The 16,101-nt window shown below is 58.3% G+C and carries 16 protein-coding genes; 9 read left to right on the forward strand and 7 right to left on the reverse strand.

The window, feature by feature from the left end:
• Positions 1-14: 14 nt before the first annotated feature.
• The 5 genes from AB8A23_RS06950 to AB8A23_RS06970 are packed head-to-tail and all read left to right on the forward strand — an operon-like array spanning position 15 to position 3,749.
• Positions 15-875 (forward strand): branched-chain amino acid ABC transporter permease, encoded by an 861-nt coding sequence (locus tag AB8A23_RS06950; RefSeq protein WP_089263519.1) that lies wholly within the window; start codon positions 15-17, stop codon positions 873-875.
• On the forward strand, positions 872-1,843 hold the full coding sequence (locus AB8A23_RS06955; RefSeq protein ID WP_175369152.1) for a branched-chain amino acid ABC transporter permease: 972 nt from the start codon (positions 872-874) through the stop codon (positions 1,841-1,843). The genes AB8A23_RS06950 and AB8A23_RS06955 overlap by 4 nt, the downstream gene beginning before the upstream one ends.
• Positions 1,840-2,565, forward strand: coding sequence for an ABC transporter ATP-binding protein (locus AB8A23_RS06960; RefSeq protein ID WP_175369151.1), 726 nt, complete (start codon positions 1,840-1,842; stop codon positions 2,563-2,565). Before AB8A23_RS06955 ends, AB8A23_RS06960 begins: the two co-directional genes overlap by 4 nt.
• Positions 2,562-3,284: an ABC transporter ATP-binding protein gene (locus AB8A23_RS06965; RefSeq protein WP_068729680.1), complete on the forward strand. Its 723-nt coding sequence runs from the start codon at positions 2,562-2,564 to the stop codon at positions 3,282-3,284. Before AB8A23_RS06960 ends, AB8A23_RS06965 begins: the two co-directional genes overlap by 4 nt.
• A 60-nt stretch (positions 3,285-3,344) precedes the next feature.
• Positions 3,345-3,749, forward strand: coding sequence for a carboxymuconolactone decarboxylase family protein (locus AB8A23_RS06970; RefSeq protein ID WP_170849614.1), 405 nt, complete (start codon positions 3,345-3,347; stop codon positions 3,747-3,749).
• Positions 3,750-3,913: 164 nt separating this feature from the next.
• Here AB8A23_RS06970 and AB8A23_RS06975 read toward each other — a convergent pair whose 3' ends face one another.
• Together AB8A23_RS06975 and AB8A23_RS06980 are read right to left on the reverse strand one after the other, a co-directional pair.
• Positions 3,914-4,465 (reverse strand): DUF1269 domain-containing protein, encoded by a 552-nt coding sequence (locus tag AB8A23_RS06975; RefSeq protein ID WP_089263522.1) that lies wholly within the window; start codon positions 4,463-4,465, stop codon positions 3,914-3,916.
• A 69-nt stretch (positions 4,466-4,534) separates the two neighbouring features.
• Positions 4,535-5,098, reverse strand: a complete 564-nt coding sequence (locus tag AB8A23_RS06980; protein ID WP_439060067.1) for an HdeD family acid-resistance protein — start codon at positions 5,096-5,098, stop codon at positions 4,535-4,537.
• Between the two features lie 1,026 nt (positions 5,099-6,124).
• Here AB8A23_RS06980 and AB8A23_RS06985 point away from each other — a divergent pair.
• Both AB8A23_RS06985 and AB8A23_RS06990 read left to right on the forward strand, forming a co-directional pair.
• Complete coding sequence (locus tag AB8A23_RS06985; protein WP_439060066.1) at positions 6,125-7,951, forward strand: metallophosphoesterase family protein; 1,827 nt, start codon at positions 6,125-6,127, stop codon at positions 7,949-7,951.
• Between the two features lie 176 nt (positions 7,952-8,127).
• Positions 8,128-8,598 carry a DUF992 domain-containing protein gene (locus AB8A23_RS06990; protein WP_439060065.1) on the forward strand — a complete coding sequence of 157 codons (471 nt, stop codon included), beginning with the start codon at positions 8,128-8,130 and terminating at the stop codon, positions 8,596-8,598.
• 400 nt (positions 8,599-8,998) lie between these two features.
• Here the strand turns inward: AB8A23_RS06990 and AB8A23_RS06995 are convergent, their stop codons facing one another.
• Positions 8,999-9,682 carry a hypothetical protein gene (locus AB8A23_RS06995; protein WP_439060064.1) on the reverse strand — a complete coding sequence of 228 codons (684 nt, stop codon included), beginning with the start codon at positions 9,680-9,682 and terminating at the stop codon, positions 8,999-9,001.
• A 410-nt stretch (positions 9,683-10,092) separates the two neighbouring features.
• Here AB8A23_RS06995 and AB8A23_RS07000 point away from each other — a divergent pair, with 410 nt between their 5' ends.
• Together AB8A23_RS07000 and AB8A23_RS07005 are read left to right on the forward strand one after the other, a co-directional pair.
• On the forward strand, positions 10,093-10,638 hold the full coding sequence (locus AB8A23_RS07000; RefSeq protein WP_439060063.1) for a hypothetical protein: 546 nt from the start codon (positions 10,093-10,095) through the stop codon (positions 10,636-10,638).
• 108 nt (positions 10,639-10,746) lie between these two features.
• The gene (locus AB8A23_RS07005; protein WP_439060062.1) at positions 10,747-12,186 is read left to right on the forward strand and encodes a basic amino acid/polyamine antiporter; all 1,440 of its coding nucleotides are present in this window, start codon (positions 10,747-10,749) and stop codon (positions 12,184-12,186) included.
• 16 nt (positions 12,187-12,202) lie between these two features.
• Here AB8A23_RS07005 and AB8A23_RS07010 read toward each other — a convergent pair whose 3' ends face one another.
• The 4 genes from AB8A23_RS07010 to AB8A23_RS07025 all read right to left on the reverse strand — a co-directional run bounded on the left by AB8A23_RS07010 (position 12,203) and on the right by AB8A23_RS07025 (position 15,658).
• Complete coding sequence (locus AB8A23_RS07010; protein WP_439060061.1) at positions 12,203-13,303, reverse strand: AI-2E family transporter; 1,101 nt, start codon at positions 13,301-13,303, stop codon at positions 12,203-12,205.
• A gap of 39 nt (positions 13,304-13,342) precedes the next feature.
• Complete coding sequence (locus tag AB8A23_RS07015) at positions 13,343-13,978, reverse strand: response regulator transcription factor (protein WP_093757590.1); 636 nt, start codon at positions 13,976-13,978, stop codon at positions 13,343-13,345.
• A gap of 131 nt (positions 13,979-14,109) precedes the next feature.
• Entirely contained in the window at positions 14,110-14,739 is a 630-nt protein-coding gene (locus tag AB8A23_RS07020) for a response regulator transcription factor (protein WP_175367724.1), read from the reverse strand.
• 121 nt (positions 14,740-14,860) lie between these two features.
• A complete protein-coding gene (locus AB8A23_RS07025) occupies positions 14,861-15,658 on the reverse strand; it encodes a sensor histidine kinase (RefSeq protein ID WP_439060060.1) in 798 nt (265 codons plus the stop codon).
• Positions 15,659-16,101 lie beyond the last annotated feature (443 nt).

Consider the following 16,101-nt stretch of genomic DNA (forward strand, 5'->3'; position numbering starts at 1 on the left):
GAAGAAAGATCGCAGTGTCATTTCTACAAGCAATAATCGATGGGTTGTTGGTGGGCGGCGTCTACGCCGTCATCTCCATCGGCTTGACGCTGGTTTATGGCGTGATGGGCATCGTGAATTTCGCGCAGGCGGAATTCCTGATGATCGGCATGTTCGTGTCCTGGTTCGCTTGGGCCTATCTCGGCCTTGATCCGGTGCTGGCCGCGCCGCTGTCCTTCGCGGTGGCGTTCGGCATCGGCTGGCTGGTGCAGGGGCAGTTGATCGCGCGTGTGTTGAAGGCGCCCTCGGTGGCGCAGATCTTCCTCACCGTTGGTCTGTTGATCGTGATCGAAAATGGATCGCTGCTGCTGTTCGGCTCGCAGTTTCGTTCGGTGACCACGTCCTACCAGACCATGTCGCTGTCGCTCGGCGCGCTGTTCATCAGCGTGCCGTATCTGATTGCCTTCGGCATGTCGCTGGCCTGCGGTCTGGCCCTGTGGTGGTTCATGCGCACGAGCTGGTTCGGCCGGGCGATGCGCGCGACGGCGCAGAACCCGATGGCTGCGCAGCTGATGGGGATCGATACGGCATTGATGTACAAGATCGCCTTCGCACTCGGCGTCGGCCTCACGGCCTTCGGCGGCGCGGTGATCCTGCCTTATGTCACTGTCTTCCCCGGGGTCGGTGGCCAGTTCGTCGTGCTGATGTTCACCGTCGTTGTGCTCGGTGGTCTCGGCAGCGTTGCGGGTGCCGTCGTTGGCGGGCTCGCGGTGGGCGTCATTCAGGCATTGTCCTCGCTGTTCTTTCCGATCCAGTTGCAGAACCTCATTCTGTTCATCGTCTTTATCTTCGTGCTCGCGGTGAGGCCGCAAGGCCTCGTGGGAGCATCCCGATGAAACGCTGGATCGCAATTCTGGCTGTGATCGCCATTGCGGCTGTGTTGCCGCTGCTGCTCAGCCCGACCGGATACTGGATCCGCGTGCTCACCTTCACGCTGCTATTCGCAGCGATGGCGCAGGTCTGGAACATCATCGGCGGTCTGGCCAATCAGACGTCGCTCGGCCACGCAGCTTTCTTCGGCATCGGCGCCTATACATCCACCATCCTGGTGCTGAAATTCGGCATCAGCCCGTGGATCGGCATGTTTGCCGGCGGCTTTCTCGGTGGCGTTGCGGCACTGATCATTGCCGTCCCGACTATGCGATTGCAGGGACACTACTTTGCGTTGGCCACGCTGGCGTTCGGCGAGGTGATGCGCGTCATCGCCAATGTCTGGACGTCGCTCACCGGCGGGCCGGTCGGCCTCTCGGTGCCGTTCGTGCCGCCCAGCATCGCGGCCTATTCGTTCAAGCAGCTGCTGCCGCATGCCTATATCGCGCTGATTGCCCTGATCATCGTGACGGTCATCTTCGAGGCGATCCGGCGCAGTGCCATGGGTTATCGGCTGCGCGCCATCAAGGAAAATCCGGCTGCTGCGGAAGTGATCGGCATCGACACCACCAAGGTGAAGCTGCAGACTGCGGTGATCTCCGGCGTGCTGATGGCCATGCTGGGCACGCTTTATGCACAGGTCGCGGTGTTCTTCGATCCGGATACGGTGTTCAGCGCCGCGTCCATCTCCATTCGTGTCGCGTTGATCGCTATTCTGGGCGGCGTCGGTACGGCGATCGGTCCGATCCTCGGCGCATTGTTCATCATCCCCGTGGAGGAGCTGATGAACGATCTGTTCTCGTCGGGCGCGGCGGGCCTGTCGCAACTGATCTTCGGCGTCATTCTGATCGCCGTCATTCTGTGGCGTCCACGGGGCTTCATCACCGTGTTCGATTCGCTGATGGCGCGCTTCTCGAGCAAGGCACGCTCATGACCATTCTCGATGTGCGTGGCATCTCGCGTCGCTTCGGCGGGCTTCAGGCGCTGTCCGACGTGACATTCTCGGTGCCGAAAGGACAGATCGTCGGCCTGATCGGGCCCAACGGTGCCGGCAAGACGACGTTCTTCAGTACGCTGGTCGGCCTCATTCGCCCGGACAGTGGCTCGATCCAGCTCGACGGCACCAGCGTCGTTGGCCAGAAGCCGCACAAGGTCGCGGCGCTCGGCATGACCAAGACGTTCCAGAACGTGGCGCTGTTTGCCGAAAGTTCGGTGCTCGACAACGTGCTCACCGCAGGCCTGTTGCGCCACGATGTAGAGACTGCGCGCAAGGAGGCGTTGATCTGCCTCGACCGCGTCGGGCTCAAATCCGTTGCTCACAAGCTTGCCGGCAATCTCTCATTCCCCGAGCGTGCGCGCGTCGAACTGGCACGCGCATTGTGCACCGGCCCCAAAGTACTGCTGCTCGATGAGGTGATGGCGGCGCTCAACCCGGTTGAGATGCAGGAGATCATGAACCTGATCCGCTCGCTGCGCGACGACGGCATCACGCTGCTGGTTGTCGAGCATCATATGCGCGCAATCATGACGATCTGCGATCGCATCCTGGTGCTGAACTTCGGTCGCCTTCTGGCCGATGGCACGCCGGAGCAGGTGGCGAACGATCCGGTGGTGGTGGAAGCCTATCTCGGCCGTTCGATGGAGGCCCACAAATGAGTGCGTCTCAGCCATTGCTCGAGATCAAGGGCCTCAATGCCGGTTACGGCGAGATCGAAGTCCTGCACGGCATCGATCTGCAGATGTTCGAAGGTGAGTTCGTCTGCATCATCGGCGCCAATACCGCGGGCAAGAGTACGATCCTGCGCGCGATCTCGCGCTTGGTGCCGCATGTCACCGGCACGTTGCGTTTTGCAGGCAATGATCTGTCGAGCCGCGCCTCGCATGACATCCCCACGCTGGGCATCGCGCATGTTCCCGAAGGGCGCCATGTGTTTTCGGATATGATGGTGGAAGAAAACCTGATGCTCGGTGCCTTCACCGCGCGCCATGCCAAGGATCTGTCGTCGCGCATGGAAGGCATCTTCGAACTGTTTCCGCGTCTGCGGGAGCGGCGCGGCCAGTTGGCCGGCACGCTCTCGGGCGGTGAGCAGCAGATGGTCGCTGTCGGGCGCGCGCTGATGCTGCAGCCGAAGCTGTTGCTGCTGGATGAGCCGAGCCACGGTCTGGCTCCGAAGGTCGTCGAGGAGATGCACGACGCCTTCACCAAGATCCACAGTCGAGGAACCTCGATATTGCTGGTCGAGCAGAATGTCGGACTGGCGCTCGACGTCGCGACACGCGGCTATGTGCTGGAAAGCGGTCGCATCGCACTGCAAGGCACGTCTGCAGAATTAAATGAAAATCCTGCCGTTCGCGCGGCCTATCTCGGCATATGATCGAGGCAGACGGGCGAACGACGTCGAACCCTTAGCAATCGCAAACGGAAGGACTACAATATGAGCTACGATCAGAACATCACACTCGGCGGAATGTTCGACATCGGTCTTGCCGCGCGGCGCGAAGTTCTCGGCGCGGCCTATGTCGACAAGTCGATGCAGTCGACCAATGACTTCATGATGTCGTTCCAGCACATCACCACCGAATGGTGCTGGGGCTATGCGTGGAATCGTCCGGGCCTCGATCGCAAGACCCGCAGCATGCTGAACCTCGCAATGCTGACGGCGCTGAACCGCGCGCCGGAAATCAAGCTGCACACGCGCGGCGCAATCACCAATGGCGTCACGGTTGACGAGATCAAGGAAGTGCTGCTGCACGCCACGGTCTATTGCGGCATCCCGGCCGGCCTCGATGCCTTCAAAGCCGCCAACGAAGTGCTCAAGGAAATGGGTAAGGTGGAGTAAGCCGCCGGCCTAACAACGACACCTCGAACGCAAATTCAACAGTCCGCTTGATCTGCGCAAGATCAGGCGGACTTCGTTATTTACGGCGACGATACGCACAAGAGCAATTGGCGCAGATATCTACGCCGAGCGCTTCTGTTGTACCCATGCCAGCCCAAGCAAACTCAGGCAGCGGGCTTGGATGCCGTGGTCGTCGACGCCGCTGGTGCTGCCTGAGCCTGGGGCTCGGTTGTGGCCTTGGCGAGCGCGTTCCTGAGCGCCTGCTCCTTGGCATCGTCCAGGGACGTCTTCAGCACGGTGCCGCCGGCGTCCTGGATTTCCTTGAGCACCTTGTCTGCAGTGATGCTCTTGATGAGAACGAACAGCGCCGCATTTCCCGGCTGAAGGTTTGCCGATAGCTCCTTCATGAAGTCGTCATTGATGCCATAGTCCGTCAGTGCGCCGCCCAATGCACCGGATGCGGCGCCCAGTGCTACGCCGAGAAGGGGATTCAGGAACAGCACGCCGATCAATAATCCCCAGAAGCTGCCGGAGGCCGCGCCGGCCATGGTGGTATTCATCAGCTGGTTCAGTTTCACGGGGCCGGCTTCGGTTTTTACCGCGATAACGGCATCGCTGATCGTGATCAGATATTCCTTCTGCAGCTTGAACAGACGCTGCCGCACCTCTTCGGCTTTGGCCTCGGATGGATAGATGATCGCAACGAGATCTGACATTTCTATTCCTCCTGACTGAGAGATTTCTACGTGCCACGTGGCCTTCGTCGTTGATGGTTCCTTCTGCCGCTATGCTGCCTTGGTTCTCAGCTGCCACGCGTAAGCGAGCCACGCCAGACCGTGGGAGATCATGTCGACGGCCAGCAGAGAGCCGAGGACCCACAGGCCCGTCTTGGGAAAACCTGTCAGAATAACTAGACCTGCCAGAACGCCGAAAAGTCCTGAAGCCAGCATGATCCAGCCCCCTTTGCTCCAGCGGCTAAATCCAAGCAGCACGCGAATGGCGCCGGAAACCAGCAGCAATATACCGAGGACATAGGTGAGGATGATCGCGCTGGCGACGGGCTGTTGCACCAGAACGATGCCGAATGCGACGTAGAGAATGGCGAGGAGGATCTGCCAGAGAAATCCTCCCCATCCCTTGGTCCAGAACGCATGGATCATTTCGAACACGCCAGCGGCAATGGCCGTCCAGCCGATGAACAGCGTGCTGATGACAGTGGCGAGAACGACGTCGCCGAGGATCAGGAGCCCGGCCAAAATCAGAACGATGCCAAGCAGTACGCATATCCAGAACGGCGGTGAAGACAAGCCGGTGACGCTTACCGAGGAACTATTGCCATACGTCGTCATCTTGTCCTCCCGCTCCTGCGCTGCTTTTGCGCTATGATTTGAGGCCGCCCGTGTCACAGCGCATGCGTTTCACACCATCAGCGCCAAGCGCAGACGCGGCGACCATGGCGCCACCAACACACACGGCGACGACGTCGCCACGATCGATGCGGGTGGTGAAGGACCCTGCGTGGCGGCCGGCCTGCCACAACCACCTGGGCGTCTTCGGTGAGGGGCTCCAACTTGTTGGCAAGGTCTTTCTGCAGCGGGATTGGCGCGGCCTTGGCAGTCGTCAGAAAGACGCTCGTGCCAAGGCCCGTGGCGACCGCGCTGAACAGAAGGCCCTGCAAGAGGTTTCGCCGATCCATCGCTTCCATAGAACTTCTCCTTTCACGGATAGAAAAGGAACGTCAGGGATATAAGGAGGCACCGGAATTGCATGGCAGAGCGGATAATCGTAGCGACTCCGAATGGCGCCGGCATCGCAAGATCAACGGTGAGGCGCGGACGTGCATGGGCCCGCAAATGGCGGCCGCGAATGATAGTTCACCCATGAAAGCTGTTGTGAAGCGGCGACGGGTTTCAGGCGCCAGCCCTTGAACAGTCTCCGACCAGGTCGATTGCCCAGTCGGGACATCAGGCCGTTCAGCCTGTGTTGCGATCGATTGCGAGTCCATGGGACTCCGTTCCGGCTTTTTATCAGCCTGATTTTTGATATCGCACGGGGCGAATGGATATTACCAAAGGCGTAGTCCGTCAATCAGAACGGGAAGATGCGCTCGATATGGGTATGCCTCGCTGTCTCAATTTTCAGAAGTCTTGAACCGCCTAATTAGATCTGCATGCCGCAACATGTTTGAGAAATTGAGTGATATTTTCAGTGACCTGTCTCTATTTGCCGCGCTCATCTCTCGCCATGCTTCGGTAATTACATCATACGAGCGGTGATGTTGAATCGGGTCAAACCCTGACGCGCGCGGATGTCGTCGAAGATGTGATAGCGTCACTCTGGTGACAGGAACATGCCTGCTCGCAAGAGGCGATGCCATGAAGAGAGGGGATGCGGGAGACGACGAGCCAACGAAGGAGTGGAACAAGGAAACGATCGACCCGCGTAGGGGCGATATCGAGGACGATGCCGCCAGCCCTGAACAGCGAACCCTGCTCTCGATGGCCGGGAGCCTGCTTGTTGAAGTCAGTCTGCCGAAGCTCCTGTTTGCCTGGACAGTATCGTTGTTATTGCCGGCGGTGTCGTTGGGCCTCGCGGCATTGGTCGCCTCTGCCTGGCTCTCAACTCTGTCGGACAAGGTTCTCGTCCTGACGGAGATCGGCGCGGTGCTGGTGGCAATCGGGATCGTCGCGCTGGGCTGGATCGGCTGGAAGCCTCTGTTTCGGGTCGCCGAGACCAACTTCTGGTCTCTTAATGCGCTTGCTGTCCAGCCTGGATATGTTCTCGGCCGCGAGGGCTTGCAGCATCTGACGGAGAAGATGCTGGGGAGACATCTGACCGTGCGTGGAAGAGCGCGCTTGCGCGCGGTGAATTCGGCCGCGGCAGGAATCGCCATCTCCATTTGTGCCGTGGCGGTGGCAATCTGGGCGTGGCCAGCCTCGCGCTGGACAGGAGGCCTTGAAGATCTTGGTGTTCCTCATCGTTTGATCATTCCAACGCTGGCAAATGCCGCAGTCCTGATATGCGGCTATCTTGCCGGCGCATCGCTTGTCTGGGGTCTGGCCGATGCCCGTATGGCGCAGCCGGTGGACATTGTCGCGTTCGATGCAGCGCCGGCGCATGCCGGGATCTGGCGTGTGGCTCATTTGTCGGACCTCCATGTGGTCGGCGAACGATACGGTTTTCGCATTGAAAGCGGGCGTGCCGGACCGCAGGGAAATGAGCGTCTGCAGCAGGTGATGGCGCGGCTAGCCGCCATTCACGCCGTTGATCCGCTCGACCATGTGCTTGTCAGCGGCGATATGACCGATGCCGGACGGGCGACCGAATGGGCGGAGTTTCTGGACGTCCTGTCACACTATCCGGACCTCGTCGCGCGCACCTTCGTGCTGCCCGGAAATCACGACATCAATATCGTGGACCGGGCGAATCCGGCACGGCTGGATCTCCCGTTCAGTCCGGGCAAACGGTTGAGACAGGTCCGCACGCTTTCGACCATCGCTGCCATTCAGGGCGATCGTGCGTTTGTTGTGAAAGACGCGAAAGGTCATACGACGACACTGACCGACGCGTTGGCGCCGTATCGCCGTCAGATGGCCGACTTCGCGGGTCTTGGTGGCCTGCAGCGTGCAGCCCGGTTACGTGGGATCTTCGATGACTTGTATCCGATGGTGGTTCCGCCTCCGGAGGAGAATGGACTCGGCATAGCGCTTCTCAATTCCAATGCTGAAACACATTTCTCCTTCACCAATGCACTTGGCCTCGTCTCGATCGAGCAGACTCGCCGGCTGGAGGCTTTTATCGCTCAGTTCCCGAAAGCGCGCTGGATAATCGCATTGCATCATCACCTGATGGAGTATCCGATGCCAGTGACCGCGTTCGCGGAACGCATCGGCACGGCTGTGATCAACGGCAGCTGGTTTGTACGTCGGTTGGAGGCCTTTGCCGATCGAGCCGTCGTCATGCACGGACATCGCCATATCGACTGGATCGGCACCTTTGGCGCGTTGAAGGTCATTTCGGCGCCGTCACCGGTCATGGCCGCTGCTGATGCGACGAGCACGCACTTCTATATTCACAGGCTTGCGGCAGGGCCGGATGAGCAGCTTTGCTTGCTTGAGCCGGAGCGGATCGACGTGCTGGCGGGCGCGCTTGACCATGCGGATGCAGCGGAGGATACGACCGCAAGGCCATCGATCGCGTAATGCTGCTACTCGCAATCGTCTGCGGAAATGTATCGACGAGAAGAACCGCGCCGAGCCGCATCGCGTCGTAACTATTCGAATCGAAATCGAGTCAGCTTGTGAGTTGTGCCTGACGTGGCGATCTTGCGGCGCTGAATAGCCACTGCCATATTCTCGCGCAGAAAGTGGAGGCTCCCATGATCAAGAAGGCCCTGCTTGGACTTTTCGGCGCATCCCTTTTGCTCTGCGTTTCATCGCTGCCGGCTTCCTCTGCCGCATTCAGGGCAGGAACGCTGACATGTATGAGCAATCCCCGGATCGGCCTGATTATCGGCTCGCGTCAGACGCTGCGATGCGTGTTCAGGATACGAAATGCGTCACGGCAGTACATCTATGAGGGAACGGTGCGCCGTATCGGCTTGGATCTCGGTGTGACTCCGTCGAGCGCGCTGGTCTGGCGGGTCTTCGCCCGAAACTCACAGGTCGGTCGGGGTACGCTCCGTGGAAATTACGTCGGCGCGAGTGGCAGTGTGGCGTTTGGCCCGGGTCTGGGCGCTAATGTTCTGATCGGGGGATCTCGCAGGACCGTGATGCTCCAGCCACTGTCGCTTGAGCGCCAGATCGGCGTGAGCCTTGCCGCGGGAATAGCGACGCTGACGTTACGCTAGCGTCACTCGACTGATTTTTGTTGCCGGCGCAACCGCAATTGTCGCTCGCTCGGAGGTCGCGGCATGGCGTGCAAGCGTGGTCGCCCTCTGCGGTGCAGTGTCTGTCCTTGAGTTTGCCGCGGTTGTTCGACGTTGAGCGGTGACGCTGGTGTCTTCAGGCGGTTGGTGCGGACATCGTCTCGAATTGCTTCAGAATCCAGTCTTTGACCGCGCTCGACGGAGTCGCGAGGGTCTGCAGTCGCGGAGAACGCAGCGCACAAGAAAATCAGCCCTGAACCTGCCGCAGCAATAAAGCGCTTCATGACATCTCCCAACAAGGATCGCTCCCACGGAAACTCTTAAATGAAAAAGCTGCGCATCTCCATGCGGCCTAACGCAGCTTCCTGGTTTGTCAGACCCGCTAATCGTCGCTTAGCCCAAGGCGCCGGCGAGCTGCTTCGATGTCCGATGTATCTTCGTCCGATGTGTCTTCGTGACCGGCAACCGGATCGCCCGGCGAGGCAGGCCGTGAAGACGCCGTTCGCTCCGATCGACGCGTATCCGTCCGGAGCGACCAGAAAGACATGGCAAGGCCGATCACGAAGACCACAACCAGAATCAGAAAGAGCGCCGATTGCTTGATCCAGGAGATCGCGGGAACTGCCAGAGCCATTGAGAGGCCGAGAAAGCCCATTTGCAGCGACATAAAGTTCAGGCCGGCGAGAAGAGTGCCAAGCGCCAGCAACATCAAAAGCACGAGACTCGTCGCAGGCGCAGGCAGAAGCTGTTGAACGCCTGCCAGCAGCATGATGTTCATCGTAACAAGAACAGCGATCCAGTGAAGCGCTTGGGTCCATACCAGTCGAACCCGAGCCTGCCTGTCGTCGAGCTCGGTCCATTCAGTCACGACGCATACGACACCAATTGCGAGGGCGAGGAACTCCCAATAGCCAATGAGCGGTTTGCCTGAAAAATTCGTATAGGCCACGCCCGCGATTGCGAGCGCGAGGATCGCGAGAAAGGGGAGCTGCCTGAGGACGATACTTCTCGTTCTGAAGCGAATGTCCTCAGTATCCCGGCTCGGCGGCAGGTCCAGTTCACTCATCGGCGATCCAGTCGTAATTCTGTCCGCTGTCGCGAATTCCGAAACGGCGCTACCTCCTTCAAAAAGCGAGCCTAAGCTTCTGTGAGGCCGATGCGATATCGGATGATCACCTTAGTGGACTTAGGGGATTTCCCGATGAGCTCGCAGCTGCCAATTTGTTTCCCGCCTGGGTGAGGCGTCGCTGGACGCAACAAACGCGGCGCAATCGGCGTTCCCTAATCTGGATCTGCATCTCGCCCTAGGGGAAACACCTGATTGTACTGGTGGCAGCGTCAATGATCTGCTGGGATTTCTCGGCTCGTCGGACGTTCCCTGCGACGGCCGCGCCAGCAAGCTGTGTTGCTCGAAGACGATCGAGAAAGGCTATGAGAAACCGTTCGACCGAAGGGGCACAAGTCGGGCGAATAGAAATGAAGCTTCGCAAGGTATCGCAGCTCTTCGATACGCTCGATCCGTCTCCGTTCCGCGAGACTGATCTCGCGCTACAGGCTGAAGATTATATCGTTGATCGCGCGCTGGAGTTTTCCGACCGTGTCTTAATTGAAATCGTCATCTATCTGCCGCCTGATGAACTCCGGAAAACGCATGCGTCCGATATCGCTGCCGCCGTCAGATACTACTTTGGCCTTCGAAGCCAGGCCGTCTCGCACGAACTGAGCGAGTTATTCAAGACCGGCCGGCTGTCACTCGTCGTCGGAATGGTGATCCTTTTCATTTGCCTCTTGCTCGGCTGGGTCTTCGCTCAGCGAATGACGGAGGGACCGTTTTCGAGGGTTCTGTCAGAGAGCTTTCTTATTCTGGGCTGGGTTGCGATCTGGAAGCCTTCGGAAATCCTTCTTTACGCCTGGCCACCCGTTGCAGCTCGCAGAAAACTCTTCGACCGGCTTTCCAGGGCGGCTGTTCTACTCGATGAGGATGACACCGTGTCGTCGACTGCAGAAGGTGCAAACGGATAGCCGGAACGATCTAGGAGGGATCCGGAAACGGTGCCCTCCTATTGCTGCGCCAATACCGGTCCTTCTTCATTCGACCGATCGTCTTCGAGCGTCAGGTTCAACAGAAAAATGGGAACATCATCCAATTCATCCGATCAGAAGCTCTCGCGCGGCGCGTTGATTGCGCTCGTGGTCGGCTCGATGGTCGGCTCCGGGATCTTTGCATTACCATCGGCATTCGGTCGCGCCACGGGCGGTCTCGGCGCCCTGATTGCCTGGTGCATCGCCGGCACCGGAATGCTGATGCTCGCTTTCGTCTTTCAGACGCTGTCCCGGCGTCGGCCCGATCTCGATACGGGTATTTTCGCCTATGCTGAAGCTGGCTTCGGTGACTATGCCGGCTTTGCATCTGCGGCCGGTTACTGGATCGGATGCTGCCTTGCCGATGTTGCGTGTCTTGTGCTGATCAAAGCGACATTGGGACAGTTCTTTCCGGTGTTTGGCGACGGCACCACGCCCGTTGCGATCGTGGCCGCTTCGTTGCTGCTCTGGAGCGTTCATATCCTTATCCTCCGGGGCATCAAGGAAGCTGCTGCGCTCAATACGATTGCGACATTCGCGAAGATGATACCGATACTCCTGTTCATCGTCGTTGCCGCTTTTGCGTTCAAGGCCGACGTCTTCGCGCTCAATTTCTGGGGCGGTGAGGAGCCGAGCTTTGCCAGTGTGTCGAACCAGGTTCGCAACACGATGCTCGTCACCGTATTCGTGTTTGTGGGGATCGAAGGAGCAAGCGTCTACTCGCGCTATGCAAGGGACCGCAATGATGTTGGGATCGCGACGGTTCTGGGTTTTCTCGGTGTGCTTGCTTTGCTTGTCCTGGTCACCATGCTGTCCTATGGAATTCTGCTCCGCCCAGAGCTAAGCGCGCTCGCGACGCCGTCGATGGCGGGCGTATTGGAAGCGATCGTGGGACCCTGGGGCAAGGTATTCATCAGCATCGGCCTGCTGATCTCCGTGCTTGGAAATTATCTGTCCTGGTCATTGCTCGCCGCCGAGGTTCTCCATTCCGCAGCCGTCAGCGGCACGATGCCGCGCTTCCTCACGCGCGAGAACGTCAATAAAGTACCCGCAGGGGCGCTGTGGCTTACCAACTGCCTGATTCAGCTGTTCCTGCTCGTTACTTATTTTGCCGAGTATGCCTTTACGTTGGCATTGAAGATGACGAGTTCAATGACGCTCATTCCCTATCTGTTTGTCGCGGCATACGGACTTAAGCTCGCATGGACCGGGGAAACATATCGGACAGAGCCGCGTAGCCGCGCCATCGACTGGGTGCGCGGTGCGCTTGCCACGATCTACGCGGCTGTGATGATTTACGCAGGCGGTCCCACCTTCCTGCTGCTTTCGGCGCTTCTCTATGCGCCGGTCACGATCCTGTTTGTGATCGCGCGGCGGGAGCAGAAAGCAACGGTCTTTGCGTCTGCCGAGGGAATCCTGTTCGGAGCGATCCTCGTGGCAGCGGCTGCTGGCCTCTACAATCTTGCGATGGGCAATATTTCCATCTAGTCGGAGCTTCCCGCGCCTATCTAAGGTGAGGACCGTCGTTCAAGTTATCTCCCAGACAGTCCTCTACATAGAGCCGAAGAACGGCGACGCGCCCGATCGCGAATAGCGGCATCGCAAGCGCAATTCCCAGGACGCCGAACAGAGAGCCGAGCAGGACGATGGCGACCAGCGTCCATGCGGGCGGCAGCTCCACCGCGCGCCGCTGAATGAGCGGGCCGATCACATAGCCCTCGATGGATTGAATAACGGTGTAGATCCCGATGGCCCAGATCACCATCGAGGGGCCAAGCGGCATTGCCACCAATCCCACGGGGATACTGGCCAATATCGGCCCGAGATAAGGCACGAAGTTCGACAGGCCGGCCTGCAGGCCGAGCAGGAAGGCGCTTGGAAGCCCGAGCAAATAGAGCGCCAGCCACACGCAGGCGGTCATCAGGACGATCCGGATCAGTTGTCCCATGAGCCATGAGCGCAGCACGGCGCCCATTTCATCCAGAACAGAACGCATGCGCTCGCGCGAGGAGGGCTTGACCAACAATACGACGCCGTCGCGATAGGCCTGCGGATCGAGCGAAAAGAGAAGGCCAAGAAATATGATGACGAGCGTATTGGCAAGAAAGCTCGAGGCGGTCCCGACGGCCGATTGCGCGTGGCCAAAGAGCTTGTCGTGATCGGGAAACCAGCGGGAAAAGTCGCGCCCTCCGTCCGGGCCGAACAGATCCACGCCAAAAGCCAGCAGACGTTGTTGCAGGATATCCAGTTGGGCGTCCATGACGCGCATCAGGATCCGGGCCTGCTCGGGGATTTTTCCAATCCCCCATATTGTGCCGAGCACGATCACTGCTGTCAGGATGACGATCACGATGGTTAGCCGCCACGCGCGCCCGATCGGAATGTATCGACCAAGCGACCGAGCGCAGGCATCGAGAAGTGATGCAAGCAAGATCGCCGCAAATATGATGAGAAGGCTGGACGACGCGCGCCATGCGAGGAAGATGCCGCTGGCAACACCCAGAATAACGAGTGCTCCCCCGAGGGTCAGCCGCCGGTCGGCGTTCGCGCCTGCCGTCGGAAGATCCTGACTTCGAACGTCCTTGGCCAGGATGGCTTGATCCACTCTCGGCTCAGGCATGGTCCCCCACATTTCCTATGGCAGCTAGGGTCCAATCAGTTTCATGCGAATTGCATACCGGACCAGTTCGGCAGTGGAGGAAACTCCAAGTTTGCGCATAGCGGATGCGCGGTGGGCCTCGACAGTTTTCACGCTGAGATTCAGTACCGTGCCGACGGACTTGTTGGTGTGTCCTTCGGCGATCAGCTGGACAACGTTCTGCTCGCGTAACGACAGCAGGACTTTCGATTTGTCCTTCTTGCTGGCCAGGTAGTCGTGAAGCAATTTTTCCACGACCACACCGGTGAAGTAAGGCCGGTGATTGAGTAATGCGTCGATCGCTGCAATGAGATGATGTCGCGCATCTGACTTTAACAAGAAGCCTCGTACCCCTGCCAGGAGGGATTCGGTGAGGATTTCATTGCTTTCATGCATTGTCAGGATGAGCACCTCCGTCCGGGGGTAATGCAACTTGATCTGACGGCTCACCTCCAGACCATTCAGGACGGGCATGGAATAGTCGACAATTGCTATATCGGGCTTCAACTCCCTGATCATGGCGACCGCAGCCCTGCCATCGCTCGCTTCTCCGCTCACAGCCCAGTCCGCACGGCTTTCGACGATCGCGCGCAATCCGGATCGCACGACTTCATGATCGTCTGCAATCAAGATCTGCTTCACAGTGCCGTTCCCATTCGTTGGAACCACTGGCCATATCCAATTGACGAAAGCAGCTCGCTAGAACGACCGCCTCGAAATGATATGCGTCACGGCTGCCAAATCCGTGAAGGCCGTCGACCATGTTTGCGCAATCACGCTTCTACTAGATTGTTTCGTACGGCGTACCGAACCAGACCTGCAGTCGATTTTACGTTAAGCTTGCGCATCGCCGCAGCTCGGTGGGTCTCGGTCGTCTTGATACTCAAATTCAAGGTCTCGCTTACACGCTTGTTGCTGTAACCCTCGGCAACCAGTTTAACGATTGTCTTCTCTCGCGGCGAAAGCGATCGGCTTGTGCCAATATTTCCGTCGGATGATCCGACCATTGTGCCGCAAGTCTCGCCGGCATGAAACGATCTGTGATGCATCAGTGATTCAACGGCCGCCAGGAGCATTTTGTTGGCATCGGATTTTCGCAGGAATGCGCGAACGCCAACTTGAGATGCCTGTAGCTCGAGCGCGATCGAGTCGTGCATCGTGAAGATAAGCACCTCTGTTGGAAGTTTGTACTCCTTCATCCGCCTCGCAACTTCGAGGCCGGTCATGAATGGCATCGAGTAATCAACGATAGCGACATCCGGCTGCTTCTCGATGGCGCAAGCAACGGCTTCTTTACCATCGCGAGCCTCGCCAACGACCTCCCATCCGGGACGTCGTTCCAGAATTGCACGAATTCCAGCCCGCACCGCGTCATGATCATCGGCTATCATAATCTGCTTCATGGTCCTCAGTACTCCGATGTCATTTCCTTACAGGCGGCAAAATACTTTCATCGAGAAGATCCAGCCCCTGGAGTTCGTTGCCCTCGCTGAGCGTCAGATTGTTGAATCCGTTAGCTGACCTTTAGCCATGCGACGGTCGGATCTTCGTCGATCCTCGGTCGCCCTGGTGGATACCCGCTGGTTTGTTTCCTTTGCGCGAGATGGCTCGTGGAATAGTCGCGTACACCGTTGTCCCGCTACATGCCGCTGTGGATGACGAGTGGATCTCAAATGTGCCTCCCATCTGATCCAGTCTCGTTCTCATGGCCGGAATTCCAACACCAAGCGGCACTGCCTTATGGCGATCTCTCGCCTGAGAAATCGGCATTCCGCAGCCGTTATCGCTGATCCGAAGCGTGACGTTGATGTCTGTGGCCTTGATCGAGATAGTCACCTGCGTCGCTTTCGCGTGCCTGAAGACGTTCGCGAGGGCTTCCTGGATAACTCTCAGCAATGAGCGCTGCGTTTCGTTAGGCAATGCATCGACCGCAGCATCGATCTTGAGATGCGTTTCCAGCGATGTCCGCGATGAAAGCCCCACCACAAACTCCTCGATCGCCGACTTCAATCCGCCGTCGAGCAAATTCTGGGGATGCAGGAGGTAGGTAAATGCCCTGATCTCCCTAAGGGCCTCACCGATCGACGCATCGATCTCATCACAAATTTTTATGGCGCTGCCGATGCCAGCAACGGCGCACCTCATTCGCATCATATTCAAACTCGCGGCCAGCAGATGCTGGCAAGTCGAATCGTGAAGGTCTGATGCAATCCGCTGCTGCATATCCTCCTGAAGCGCTAAGAGCTGCTTACCAGGGCCTGATTTGCCAAGTTTCGATTTTGCTCGTGCACTAGCGGTGCCGTTGAAAGTGTCGTGAACCACGATCTTTTCCCGAACGTGAATTCGACACGAGTCGTCTACGTGAGCCTTGTGGGCCATCATGTAGTCCGATGCATCTTGGATCGAGTAGCGAGTAACCACTAAGGTTAAATGCCATCGTTCTCTTGCGCGAAGTTATCCTTACTAAATACCCTTGATTGAATCGGCGTCAAGTAAGATGTCGCCAGATCGTCCGATGTGCGACTGACTGTACTCAGTCTCGAAATATACGAAGTAACAATAGAAGTAATTTCAGTTAATTGCCGCGTTTGCTTTGCACAAGGAACCTTGTCGTCATCAACAGGGCGCATGAATCCCGCTACGGTTTGAGAGCGTCCAGCAGCGCGTCAGAGAATCGTTGGTGCGATCAGTAGTTTCCCCGATACCGGGTAGATATCCGCACCCCCAGAATAGTTTGAGTCATAGAAGAATTGGCGGGCAGGCGA

Source organism: Tardiphaga sp. 619_E2_N8_4 (assembly GCF_051810905.1).
In the GTDB taxonomy this organism is placed as follows: Bacteria; Pseudomonadota; Alphaproteobacteria; order Rhizobiales; family Xanthobacteraceae; genus Tardiphaga; species Tardiphaga robiniae.